Genomic DNA, 12,457 nt, shown 5'->3' on the forward strand with positions numbered 1-12,457 from the left:
CCGCAATGCGGGGCTTTATTTTTGCCGGAGCAAAAGTTTGCTAGACTGTGGCCCGCAATGAATTACCGATCACCGAGGCTGTATGTTGGAGTTTGAAGGTCAGACGATTGAAACTGACGCCCAGGGCTACCTGAAAAACAGCGCCGACTGGCACGAAGGGCTGGCCCCGCTGTTAGCGGCACAGGAAGAGATTGAACTGAGCGAAGCGCATTGGGAAGTCGTACGCTTTGTGCGTAGCTTCTATCAGGAATTTAATACCTCACCGGCCATTCGCATGCTGGTAAAGGCGATGGCGCAAAAATACGGCGAAGAGAAAGGCAGCAGCCGCTACCTGTATCGCCTGTTCCCGAAAGGCCCGGCCAAACAGGCGACCAAGATCGCCGGGTTGCCAAAGCCGGTGAAGTGTATCTAGCCACGGGTTAATAGCGAATACTGAAGCCCTTATATTCGGCAACTCCACGCGGCTCCACCAGCACGCGGTCAACGCTGGCGCTACGTGGGCCGCCGCTTTTCAGCCACGCCATCAGTTGGTCAACGGCCTGTTGTTCGCCACAGGCCAGCACTTCCACGCTGCCATCATCCAGATTACGCGCATAGCCAGTTAACCCCAAAGCCGTAGCCTGGTGTTGAGTGTTATAGCGAAATCCTACCCCCTGCACCACACCATAGACATACGCGGCAATACAAACTTGTGTCATAATCGGCTCCTGATCGATTTCATTACAGGCATTCTCTGCGCTGATGCCCAGAGTGTGTCACTCTTTTTTCTCTATCTGGCAGCATACTTAATTATGACCGCACGCTTGATCCTTGCCAAAGGACGTGAAAAGTCCTTACTCCGTCGCCATCCGTGGATTTTCTCTGGCGCTGTTCTCCGTGTCGAAGGTAAAGCCCAGTCCGGCGAAACCATCGATATCCATGACAGCCAGGGCAAATGGCTGGCACGCGGTGCCTATTCACCAGAATCGCAAATTCGCGCACGCGTCTGGACCTTCAAGCAGGACGAAGATATTGATATCGCTTTCTTTATCAATCGCTTGCAACAGGCACAGAGCTGGCGTGATTGGGTCGCAAAGCGTGACGGGCTGGACGGTTATCGCCTGATCGCCGGTGAATCTGACGGTATGCCGGGGATCACCATCGATCGCTTCCAGAACTTCCTGGTTTTGCAGTTACTTTCCGCCGGTGCCGAATATCAGCGCGCCCCGCTGCTTTCTGCTCTCCAGCACTGCTATCCAGACTGCGCGATCTACGATCGTTCAGACGTTGCCGTACGTAAAAAAGAGGGCTTGCCGCTCACCCAAGGGCCGGTGCTGGGAGATCTTCCCCCGGCCCTGCTACCGATCACCGAGCATGGTATGAAACTGCTGGTGGACATTCAACAAGGCCACAAGACCGGTTTTTATCTCGATCAGCGTGACAGCCGCCTGGCAGCGCGCAACTATTCCGCAGGCCGCCGCGTGCTCAACTGCTTCTCGTACACCGGCGCTTTCGCGGTGTCTGCCTTGATGGGCGGGTGTGAGCAGGTCATTAGCGTAGATACGTCACAGGCCGCGCTGGACATCGCCAAGCAGAACGTCGAACTGAACCAGTTGGATTTGAGCAAGGCTGAATTTGTGCGTGATGACGTATTCCAACTGCTGCGCAACTACCGCACGCAGGGTGAGAAATTCGACCTGATCATCATGGATCCACCGAAGTTTGTCGAAAACAAAAATCAGTTGGCCAGCGCCTGTCGCGGTTATAAAGACATCAATATGTTAGCCTTCCAGTTGCTGAACCCGGGCGGCCTTCTGCTCAGCTTCTCCTGCTCAGGCCTGATGCCGACCGATCTGTTCCAGAAAATTTTGGCCGATGCTGCCGTAGATGCCGGGCGTGATGTACAATTTGTAGAGCAGTTCCGACAGGCTGCCGATCACCCGGTGATTGCGACTTATCCTGAAGGCTTGTATCTGAAAGGGTTTGCGTGCCGGGTGATGTAACTTGAAATGCGCTGTTTTTGTCCTCATATAGAGTTCAATGCACTGTTTCTCAGGAGGTCATATGATAGCCAGCAAATTCGGTATCGGTCAGCAGGTTCGTCACCGGCTGCTGGGGTATTTGGGGGTGGTGATTGATGTCGATCCAGAATACTCTCTGGAGCACCCAAAAGCAGACGAGATTGCAGCCAACGACGAGTTGCGCCTAGCCCCGTGGTATCACGTGGTGATGGAAGACGATGAAGGCCAGCCGGTTCACACTTATCTGGCCGAAGCCCAGTTGGCGGGGGAAGCACAGGATGCACACCCTGAACAGCCTTCTCTGGATGAGCTGGCAGAATCCATTCGCAGCCAGTTGCAGGCTCCCCGGCTGCGTAACTAAGCGTCAAGCCTGAGAAACCAGCGCCTCTACGTAGCGTAACTGGTTGAAGTCTATCAGCAGTCTAAAACGCCAGGGCCAACCCTGGCGTTTTCACTTAATCAGCGGGCCAATCCCAGGCGCGGGATTTCAATCTTCGGGCAACGATCCATAATCACCGTTAACCCGGCCTGTTTGGCCAATGCTTCCGCCTGTTCGTTGATCACCCTGATTTGTAACCACAGCACCTTGGCACCTATCGCAATAGCCTCCTGTGCTACCCCATACGCCGCCTCCGAGTTACGAAACACGTCCACCATATCGACAGGATGAGGAATGTCCTCCAATGTGGCATAAACCACCTGCCCAAGCAGCGTCTGCCCGGCCAGCTTCGGGCTCACCGGAATGACCTGATAGCCTTGCGCCAATAAATAAGCCATTACGCCATAGCTGGCTCGAGCCGGTTTATCACTGGCGCCCACCAGCGCAATGGTTTTGACCTGCTTGAGTACCTCTGCAATTGCTAGGTCTTGCATTTTTCGCTCCTGATTTTTTTACCAAAAAGCACTTCATCAGTGTAACCGAAACGCCAACATCAGTTAAAATTTGTTATCAGTCTGCGTCTATACTGCTCGCAGGCTGGTTTGACCCAATACTATGTTTCAAATACCATCAAAATGTGTGTAAATGTAAATTAAACGGCATTCTGAAAAGATTTGACATAACTAGTGGCGTATCCAACACTAGTCATCCTGTTCCACGAAAAGGAAGTAACAATGAAATTTGGTCTGGTGGTTGCGGGGCTGCTTGGAATATCGCTAAGCGTTTCGGCCGCAGCTACGACCCTGAAGCTTTCCCCGGACATCGAACTGATGATGGTCGACGGCAAGCAAATGACGGGCTCGTTGTTAAAAGGGGCCGATAGTCTGGAATTAAATGACGGGCAGCATCAGCTGTTGTTCAAAGTCACCAAATCCGTACGTAAAGAGCCACGCTCTCAGGTGCTTTACACTTCATCCGCGCAGATTGTGGTGTTCAACAGTCAAAACGTCAGCGCTGTCACCATCGAGCTACCGCGTATCGAGAATGAGCAGGATGCCCAGCGGTTTGATAAAGCGCCGAATTATAAAATTCTGGGTAACCACGGCAAGCCGTTGGCAATCAAACACGATGTATTACCGCTAACAGCCTCGCCCAATGGTAATGACCTGGAGAAGATCGTTGCCGATTATAACGCTCAAAATCGCCAGGCCTCCGTTCCGGCGTTAGCACATCTGAGTGCCAGCGTGATCTCCGCGGCACAGGGTAGCCCAGCGGTTATCCCCCTGAACGGCGACAACGTTGCCGAGGAAATGCTGCAATACTGGTTCCTGCGCGCCGATCCCGAGACGCAAAAACGCTTTATCGCCTGGGCTGGCCAATCTCGCAACCGTTAAATGCTGCCAACCACGCCTTTATGCCGTAAAGGCGTGGTTTGTTCGCAATTTCCCACGTTGGCACTAGGCAGTGAAATACAGTTTCAGTAATCTGTGGCGAATCATTCGATTTTCCAAGGATAGCGATATGGAACAAACCACCCGCACCATCGCAGCGCGCAAGCATATTGCGCTCGTTGCTCACGACCATCGCAAGCAGGCCTTGCTGAAATGGGTTGAAGACAATAAGGAAATACTTGCCCAGCATCAGCTGTATGCCACGGGCACTACTGGCAATTTGATCCAGCGGGCCAGCGGTATCCCGGTGCAAAGCATGCTGAGTGGCCCGATGGGCGGCGATCAGCAAGTCGGTGCACTGATATCCGAAGGCAAGATCGATATGCTGATCTTCTTCTGGGATCCGCTAAACGCCGTCCCCCACGACCCGGATGTCAAAGCCTTGCTGCGCCTGGCCACGGTCTGGAACATCCCGGTGGCGACCAACCGCTCCACCGCCGATTTCCTGATCGACTCTTCGCTGTTCAAGAGCGAAGTGGTGATCGCTATTCCTGATTACGAAAAGTACCTCGCCGAACGCCTGAAATAATGCCCAAGGCCTGGTGGAATACCAGGCCTCAGATTGATGACAAAGTGGCAATATTGCTGAATTGGTCGGAATCCATCTATACCAGTATCTGCTAACCCATTGATTATACAGCGGGCGCAGCATGCAGCGCCCCTACGTTGGGAGCACGGTGATGATTTGTCAGCAGTCTCAGGCCTGTGGTTTACGGCTTTCTTTGCGACGGCACGCCAATATCTTGCAACTGCTCGATAAATACCGACGGGCGTTCGCGGTCTTGTAATAACCAAACCTGATGTCTGGCCCGCGTGAGGGCGACATAGAGCAAACGCCGCTCCTCCGCATCCGGGAAATCCTCTGGCTGAGGCAATAATACCTCTTCAAGCACGGATTCACGGACCTCCGCCGGGAATCCATCCTTGCCTTCATACAGCCCGGCAATGATCACGTAGTCGGCCTGTTGGCCTTTGCTGGCATGAATGGTCATAAACTCGATATTCAGCTTCGGCCAACGCGTCGCCGCCTTTTGCAACACCTCCGGCTTGAGGTGGTGGTAGCGCGCCAGCACCAAGATCCGTTCTTGCGGCTTCGCATAGCCACTTAGCTTGTCCAGCAACGCTTCCAACTGCTCTTGTGGCAGGATAACCACCGACTTCTTGTTGCCCTTGGTCAGGCTATTGAGCGGCTTTTTCAACTGGTGCGGGTTCTGCTGTATAAAGCCGTTGGCCACTTCACCGATCCGATCGTTAAAGCGGTAGGTGGTATCCAGCGCACACTGATCGCCTACGCCAAAGTTCTCGGCAAAGGCGGTGGTCAGCGACAGCTCTGCCCCGCTGAAACGGTAAATCGCCTGCCAATCATCGCCGACCGCAAACAGGCTGGTCTGCTTGTTTTGCTTACGCAGCGCCGCCAGCAGCTGCGCACGCTGCGGCGAGATATCCTGGAACTCGTCCACCAGAATATGTTTCCACGGGCTGATAAAGCGCCCTTTTTCCAACAGATTGACGGCTTGATGGATCAGCCCGGCAAAGTCGACCGCTCCCTCATCCTTCAGCGCGGTTTTCCACGCTTTCAGCAACGGTGCCATCAGGCGAATGCGTTTGCTGAACAGATCGCGGATCTCTTCGTCAGCCTGCTCTATCATTTCGGCCTGGCTACCTCCGTGGGTGCGCATCAAGCCAAGCCAGCGCTCCAGGCGCCCACTCAAACGCTCTGCCAGACGCTTGTCATGCCAGAAATCTCCCTCGGGCAATTCCCACTCCAGCTCTTCCGTTAACCATTGCCGCCAGCCTTTGGCCTGCGCTTTCTTCTCGCTGCACTGTTTTTGCCAGTGGGTGATCAGCAACGTCCGGCGCGCTTTACTGTCGGTTTCCAACTTGCTGATCGCAGGCGCTTTGCGGCTACCCTGCTGGATAATCTGCAGTGCCAGCGCATGGAACGTTTTCGCCTGGATCGCCACGCTGCCCAAACGTTCCTGGATGCGTTCGTTCATCTCTTCGGCGGCTTTGCGCCCAAATGCCAACAACAGGATCTGCTCAGGCTCGGCCTCTTGACGCAGTAGCAGCCAACCCGCCCGCGCCACCAGCACCGAGGTCTTGCCACTACCGGCTCCTGCGAGTACCAACACGGCGTCCTCGCCGTTCACCACGGCCCGGCTTTGCGATTCATTCAACGGTGACGTTTCAACGGTCTGGAAGAAATCCTGGTGGGTTTCCAGCATCCGGTCGCACCACAGTTGATTGCGTTGCGCCACGCTGCGCAGGCCAGACTTGAGCCACTGCAGGCACAAGTGATAACTTTCACGGCAGTTTTCAAACTCTTCCAGCCGCGCCACCGGCATTGGCAATGCGCCAAACGACTGGCGGATCTGCTGCTGCAAATTGCTCAATTCGGCACGCTTGAACCACTTGTCCTGTTGCTCAATTTGGCGGATATGCTCGACCTGCTGTTGCAATACCTCGGCGCTCACTTCACTCATCTCGCTACTCCACTGCTGCCAGGACTGCTGCAGATAGTGGTAAAAGCGTTGGGTTTCCTGCCATTCGGTACCGTGCAGGCGCACGACCTTTTCATCCGGCAGTTCGAACTCGAGCTCCCCCCAGACGATCCCGCGTTTACAACGCACCTGGATCAACTGGTTGAAAGGGATCAGGTATTCATGCTTCTCGCCGCTCACCTCAACGCCAGCATGCAACAACCGTACGCGGTTGTAGGGATGCTGTGCCAGGTGCTTGCCCAGCGATGTCGCTTTAAGTTCCATATGCCCACGCCATAATCAAGTTGAGATATACCCGTCGTCTTTCAAGCTGCAGCTTGAAATCCATAGGGTAGAATTGCTACCAGTTTACCCGCGTTAAGCAATGGCACTCTAGCGTTAAAAAAAGGGTAGAATAGTTTTTGCGTTATGCTGATGAATACTTCCCCCCGTGCCGTTTGGCCATCATTAGAGCAGAATGACGACTATGCGTACTGTATTGAACGTTCTTAATTTCGTTTTGGGTGGTTTTTTCACCACGCTTGGCTGGCTGATTGCCACCTTCTTCAGCGTCGTGTTGATTTTCACCCTGCCATTAACCCGCTCCTGCTGGGAAATTACCAAAATCTCCCTGCTGCCATTTGGCAACGAAGCGATCCATGTCGATGAATTATACCCAGAGAAAAGCAATGCCCTGCTGGCTGCTGGCGGTTCTTTGCTGAATATCGTCTGGCTGGTCCTGTTCGGCTGGTGGCTGTGCCTGTCACACATTATTGCGGGTATCGCCCAGTGCATCACCATTATTGGTATTCCGGTAGGCATCGCCAATTTCAAGATAGCCGCTATCGCCCTGTGGCCGGTAGGCCGCCGCGTCGTTCCGGTTGAGGTGGCCCAACAGGCGCGGATCGAGAACGCCCGCCGCCGCTTTTAATCGCGTTAACTTTTCTCCCATTTAGGAGCTTGTCGTGCTCTCTTTAGCACCCAAAATTCGGCGTTATACCTATAACAGTAACCTGCTTTATAACCTGCGTATTTTTATCGCTCTGGCCGGGACCTCTGCGGTGCCGTGGTGGTTGGGCGTCCCTAAACTGACCATTCCGTTAACGCTGGGTGTCGTTGCCGCCGCGCTAGCGGATCTGGACGACCGGCTGGCAGGAAGATTGCGAAATCTGCTCATTACGCTAGTTTGCTTTTTTGTGGCCTCGACATCGATTGAACTGCTGTTTCCTTACCCCTGGCTGTTTGCCCTCGGGCTGACGACCTCAACCTGCGGCTTTATCCTGCTTGGGGCATTAGGGCAGCGTTACGCCACTATCGCCTTCGGTGCCTTGCTGATCGCCGTCTACACCATGCTTGGCACCTCCATGTACGATGCCTGGTACCAGCAACCTACCCTGCTGATTATCGGTGCCGTTTGGTACAACTTGCTGACGCTGATCGGCCATCTGCTATTCCCTATCAAGCCCCTACAGGAAAACCTGGCCCGCTGCTATGAACAGTTGGCCAACTACCTGGATGCCAAGGCCAACCTGTTCGATCCAGATGCCGAATCGGACGCCGATCTGCCGTGGGTAGACGTGGCGATGGCTAACAGCACACTGGTCACCACGCTTAACCTGACCAAGGCTTCACTGCTAACCCGCTTGAAAGGCGACCGTGGCCAGCGCGGCACCCGCAGAACGCTGCACTACTATTTTGTCGCTCAGGATATCCATGAGCGCGCCAGTTCTTCTCACGTACAGTATCAGGCGCTAAGCCAACAGTTCCGCCACAGCGATATTCTGTTCCGTTTCCAGCGGCTGCTGGCCAAGCAGGCCCGTGCCTGCCAGCAACTGGCGCAGTCGATACTGCTACGGCAGAAATATCTGCATAGCCCGCGTTTTGAGCCCGCTTTTTCACGCCTGGAAGAGGCTCTGACCCGGATTACCATTACCCCAGAAAATCGCGAACTAACCAGAGCGCTATCCCATCTGCTGAAGAATTTACGGGCAATTGACGCCCAGTTGGCCAATATCGAATCTGAGCAGTCCTTGGCGAGTGGCCAGGCCGAGGAAAACAACCTGTCAGACGACCGGCTCACCGGTTGGAGCGATATTCGCCTGCGTATCAGCCGCCACCTGACACCACAATCCGCCCTATTCCGCCACGCCATCCGTATGTCTGTGGTGTTGTGCGTGGGCTATGCGTTTATTCAACTGACCGGGATGCAGCACGGTTATTGGATCCTGCTGACCAGCCTGTTTGTCTGCCAGCCTAACTACAACGCCACCCGCAGGCGCTTGGCGTTAAGGATCATCGGCACTCTGGCGGGCATTTTGATTGGCCTGCCGATCCTGTATTTTGTGCCCTCGCTGGAAGGGCAGTTGATTCTGATCGTGATCTCGGGGGTGTTGTTCTTCGCCTTCCGAACCGTGCAATATGCCCACGCCACGATGTTTATCACCCTGTTGGTCTTGCTATGCTTTAACCTGCTGGGCGAAGGGTTCGAAGTGGCTGCCCCGCGCGTCTACGATACCCTGCTGGGTTGTGCCATCGCCTGGGCAGCGGTGAGTTTTATCTGGCCAGACTGGAAGTTCCGTCAGTTACCGGCCATGGTGCGTAAGACACTGAATGCCGACTGTCGCTATCTGGATGCCATTCTGGTGCAATACCATCAGGGCAAGGATAACGGCCTGCCTTATCGTATTGCCCGCCGCGATGCCCATAATAGCGATGCCGAATTGGCGTCGGTGATCTCTAACATGTCTGCCGACCCTAAAGCCGATAAAACCATTCAGGAAGCGGCATTTCGCCTGCTGTGCCTTAACCATACCTTGCTGAGCTATATTTCTGCCCTGGGTGCCCACCGTGAGCGCCTGGAAAGTGCCGCCGTGCTGGATTTGCTCAACGATGCGGTTTGCTATGTTGATGGTGCATTACACCACGACGCTCATGATCGTCAGCGTATCACGCAGGCACTGGAAGCCCTCTCCGAGCGTATTACTGCGCTGGTTCCGGAGCCGGAAAGCAAAGAACAGCTGGTGTTGCAGCAAATTGGCCTGGTGCTCGAATTGCTACCAGAGCTGACGGCACTTAATACACAAATTACTCAAGCCGGTTGATAGTTCAAGGATGTGGGCCGCAGGCGCGGTCTTTTGACCGCGCATCAAAGGAGGGAAGGAGCGCGTTGTTTTCGAACCATTCGGTCAACGCCTCCCTTTGTAGATTAGGCAAGGCGGCATGGTGGTAGCCCGCCATGGCACCCGCCAGTGACATCAGCACTTTCATGCCCAGATTTTTTTGCTGTTGCAGCAACTTCAGATAGCTATCTCTAGCCCCCAACAGGCGAAAATCATAAATATTGCATATGCCTGCTCGCCACAGCTGGCGCTCTAGTGAAGCATCAATATTCGGTAAATCTTTCAATCTGCCATTGCAGCTTTTTTTCACCTTAATCTCTTTACGCGTCTCACAGAGAGCCTGCCAGGCAAGCGCACACAGTTCGCGACGCTGCCGCCACAACTCTTCATTCACCCAGTAATAGCGCATGACCATGGGGACCCCTCGCTTTAAATAGGTCATATTCACCATGCCACGCTCACGGAATGCGGTTTCCAGACTTTCTGTTGCACGCAAATACAGCTCACCTTCGGTAATGACCGCAAACATTGTGCCGTCCGCCAGCAGGCCATAGCCGCCAAACTGCGAGCGTATGGCAATATTTCCCAGGGCGGCAAAGCAGGACTTTGCCTGTTCGATCCTCCTTAACGATCCTCCATTCATTTAACTCTCCTTATATGAAGCCACAGCCATTAGGCATGTTTCGGTTGGAATAAACGTAACTGGAACAACTAATTAAAAAAAATACGCATTATCCCTAGTCGTGCCAATCATAAATTCAAGACGTACAATAAATAATCTCAATTATGCGAAGCGTTACGAAAATTTGGGTTGATCTTCTGTTTCGATGGCTATACTGTATATACATACAGTAACACTACGGGCGGGAGACGACATGCGTACTCAATCACTTTATCAACCTCATTTTAGCCAATCCTCAATGCCGGCGGAGCAAGCGGTGATCCCTGCGCAAGCGGGCAACGAAAATGGCCTAATCAGTGAGCTTGTTTACAATGAGCGGCAACCCGCCGTAGCCCAGTTGCTGGTGCCGTTGTTGCAACAGTTAGGCAGGCAATCACGTTGGTTACTGTGGCTGACCCCGCAGCAGAAACTGAGCAAAACCTGGCTGCAGCAGGCCAGCCTGCCGGTTGATAAGGTCGTACAGCTTAATCAGATCAATCCACTGGCTACCGTAGACGCCATGGAGAAGGCTTTATTGACAGGAAATTACAGCGTGGTGCTTGGCTGGCTACCTGAATTGACACAAGAGGATCGTCTAAGGTTAAGTAGAGCGGCAGAATTGGGCAATGCCTATGGGTTCATTATGCGACCCCAACGTGACATCGTTGCTGCCGACAGACACTGTTCAACCTTAAAAATTCACTCTTCTTTGTATCATTAAGTAAATTTAGGACTTTTCCCATCACTTTTATCGTTTGGTCTGGCAATCGCAGGCAGATCGGGCGAAAAGCGAGGTTGGCTGCGGTTCGGCGCGACCTTCCAGGTGAAAAAAAGTCTCGTTTAGCACCCCGATATGTTAGAGGATATGTCTAATTCCATGTTTTTTTTTAGAGCTTTATCACATCACACTTGTAACTTTCGCGCCACGTTGTAGACTTTACATCGCCAAGGTTGCTCTATAACGCCAGAAAAACTGGCAGAGTAACAAACGAGGGCTCAAACCTTGGCGAAGGAATTTAAACCAAGGGCTTAAAGCAGCTTTAAAGCTCATTGCCTATTTGGATGATAACGAGGCGCAAAATGAAAAAGACAGCTATCGCATTAGCAGTGGCACTGGCAGGTTTCGCTACAGTAGCGCAAGCCGCACCAAAAGACGACACTTGGTACACTGGTGCTAAACTGGGTTGGTCCCAGTTCCATGACACCGGTTTCTACGGTAACGGTTACACCGTTGATAACGACGCACGTAAAGACCAGATTGGTGCTGGTGCGTTCGTTGGCTATCAGGCAAACCAATACCTGGGCTTCGAAATGGGCTACGACTGGTTAGGTCGTATGAAATATACCGGCGCTAACACCGGTTCTTTCAAAGCTCAAGGCGTTCAACTGGCAGCTAAACTGAGCTACCCAATCATGAACGATCTGGACATCTACACTCGTCTGGGCGGCATGGTATGGCGTGCAGACAGTGATGGTGCTGGCTCTAACGGTGGCAACCATGACACTGGCGTTTCTCCATTGGCAGCAGTGGGTGTTGAATACGCACTGAACCGTGACTGGGCTACCCGCCTGGACTACCAGTGGGTTAACAACATCGGTGATGCAGGTACCGTTGGCGCACGTCCAGACAACGGCATGCTGAGCGTAGGTGTTTCCTACCGCTTTGGCCAGGAAGTTGCTGCTCCAGTAGTAGCTCCAGCTCCGGCCCCAGCTCCAGTTGTTGAGACCAAGAAGTTCACTCTGACTTCTGACGTTCTGTTCGCGTTCAACAAAGCGACCCTGAAGCCAGAAGGCCAACAAGCTCTGGATCAGCTGTACACCCAACTGAGCTCACTGGATCCGAAAGACGGTTCTGTTGTAGTTCTGGGCTTCACTGATGCAGTAGGTTCAGCAGAATACAACCTGCGCCTGTCTGAGCAACGTGCACAAAGCGTTGTGGATTACCTCGTGTCTAAAGGTATCCCTTCAGACAAGATCTCTGCACGTGGCATGGGTAAAGCTAACCCAATCACTGGTGACACCTGTGGCTATCGTTCAGGCCGCGCAACTGCAGCTCAGATCGCATGTCTGGCTCCAGATCGTCGCGTAGAGATCGAAGTTAAAGGTATCAAAGAAGTTGTTTCTCAGCCTCAGGGCTAAGTAAAACGCTTCTTAGTAAAAAACCCCGCATTGCGGGGTTTCAGATTGATGACAAAGTCCTGGCCGTGAGGCCAGGACTTTGATCTAATAAGGTCAGTGCAAAAAACGGACTGACTGCCATGCTCAAAGAACCTTCTCCCCATCAGTACCAGTTTGAAACCATTACCCTTGATGAACTGGTTCCCGAAGACCATCTGGTCCGTAAAATCGATGCCGCCATTGATTTTG

13 protein-coding genes are annotated in these 12,457 nt (G+C 53.2%); 9 read left to right on the forward strand and 4 right to left on the reverse strand.

What is annotated here, in order from left to right; translation table 11 throughout:
- The first annotated feature begins 82 nt into the window (after nt 1–82).
- Nucleotides 83–412, forward strand: a complete 330-nt coding sequence (tusE, locus tag ACMV5I_RS03620) for a sulfurtransferase TusE (RefSeq protein ID WP_024485653.1) — start codon at nt 83–85, stop codon at nt 410–412.
- 7 nt (nt 413–419) lie between these two features.
- On the opposite strand, the gene yccX is transcribed toward tusE, so the two are convergent.
- Nucleotides 420–698, reverse strand: coding sequence for an acylphosphatase (yccX, locus tag ACMV5I_RS03625; protein WP_414823692.1), 279 nt, complete (start codon nt 696–698; stop codon nt 420–422).
- A 93-nt stretch (nt 699–791) separates the two neighbouring features.
- On the opposite strand from yccX, the gene rlmI reads away from it, so the two are divergent.
- Entirely contained in the window at nt 792–1,982 is a 1,191-nt protein-coding gene (gene rlmI, locus ACMV5I_RS03630) for a 23S rRNA (cytosine(1962)-C(5))-methyltransferase RlmI (RefSeq protein WP_414823693.1), read from the forward strand.
- 61 nt (nt 1,983–2,043) lie between these two features.
- Complete coding sequence (hspQ, locus tag ACMV5I_RS03635; protein WP_021182046.1) at nt 2,044–2,361, forward strand: heat shock protein HspQ; 318 nt, start codon at nt 2,044–2,046, stop codon at nt 2,359–2,361.
- Between the two features lie 98 nt (nt 2,362–2,459).
- Here the strand turns inward: hspQ and ACMV5I_RS03640 are convergent, their stop codons facing one another.
- Nucleotides 2,460–2,873, reverse strand: a complete 414-nt coding sequence (locus ACMV5I_RS03640; RefSeq protein ID WP_414823694.1) for a CoA-binding protein — start codon at nt 2,871–2,873, stop codon at nt 2,460–2,462.
- A 240-nt stretch (nt 2,874–3,113) separates the two neighbouring features.
- On the opposite strand from ACMV5I_RS03640, the gene ACMV5I_RS03645 reads away from it, so the two are divergent.
- Both ACMV5I_RS03645 and ACMV5I_RS03650 read left to right on the forward strand, forming a co-directional pair.
- Nucleotides 3,114–3,773 (forward strand): DUF2057 family protein, encoded by a 660-nt coding sequence (locus ACMV5I_RS03645; protein ID WP_414823695.1) that lies wholly within the window; start codon nt 3,114–3,116, stop codon nt 3,771–3,773.
- 127 nt (nt 3,774–3,900) lie between these two features.
- A complete protein-coding gene (locus ACMV5I_RS03650; protein WP_021182049.1) occupies nt 3,901–4,359 on the forward strand; it encodes a methylglyoxal synthase in 459 nt (152 codons plus the stop codon).
- Between the two features lie 181 nt (nt 4,360–4,540).
- Here ACMV5I_RS03650 and helD read toward each other — a convergent pair whose 3' ends face one another.
- The gene (gene helD / locus ACMV5I_RS03655; RefSeq protein ID WP_414823696.1) at nt 4,541–6,595 is read right to left on the reverse strand and encodes a DNA helicase IV; all 2,055 of its coding nucleotides are present in this window, start codon (nt 6,593–6,595) and stop codon (nt 4,541–4,543) included.
- Between the two features lie 202 nt (nt 6,596–6,797).
- Here helD and ACMV5I_RS03660 point away from each other — a divergent pair, with 202 nt between their 5' ends.
- Entirely contained in the window at nt 6,798–7,241 is a 444-nt protein-coding gene (locus tag ACMV5I_RS03660) for a YccF domain-containing protein (RefSeq protein ID WP_024485658.1), read from the forward strand.
- Nucleotides 7,242–7,275: 34 nt separating this feature from the next.
- Complete coding sequence (gene yccS, locus ACMV5I_RS03665) at nt 7,276–9,411, forward strand: YccS family putative transporter (protein WP_414823697.1); 2,136 nt, start codon at nt 7,276–7,278, stop codon at nt 9,409–9,411.
- A gap of 4 nt (nt 9,412–9,415) precedes the next feature.
- Here yccS and ACMV5I_RS03670 read toward each other — a convergent pair whose 3' ends face one another.
- On the reverse strand, nt 9,416–10,072 hold the full coding sequence (locus ACMV5I_RS03670; protein WP_202672620.1) for a TfoX/Sxy family DNA transformation protein: 657 nt from the start codon (nt 10,070–10,072) through the stop codon (nt 9,416–9,418).
- 232 nt (nt 10,073–10,304) lie between these two features.
- Here ACMV5I_RS03670 and sulA point away from each other — a divergent pair, with 232 nt between their 5' ends.
- Both sulA and ompA read left to right on the forward strand, forming a co-directional pair.
- Nucleotides 10,305–10,811, forward strand: a complete 507-nt coding sequence (gene sulA, locus ACMV5I_RS03675; protein WP_141131841.1) for an SOS-induced cell division inhibitor SulA — start codon at nt 10,305–10,307, stop codon at nt 10,809–10,811.
- Between the two features lie 359 nt (nt 10,812–11,170).
- Nucleotides 11,171–12,229 carry a porin OmpA gene (gene ompA / locus ACMV5I_RS03680; RefSeq protein ID WP_121606487.1) on the forward strand — a complete coding sequence of 353 codons (1,059 nt, stop codon included), beginning with the start codon at nt 11,171–11,173 and terminating at the stop codon, nt 12,227–12,229.
- The last annotated feature ends 228 nt before the right edge of the window (nt 12,230–12,457 follow it).

Origin of the sequence: Serratia sp. T13T92, assembly GCF_047530105.1 — a bacterium.
GTDB lineage: Bacteria > Pseudomonadota > Gammaproteobacteria > Enterobacterales > Enterobacteriaceae > Chania > Chania fonticola.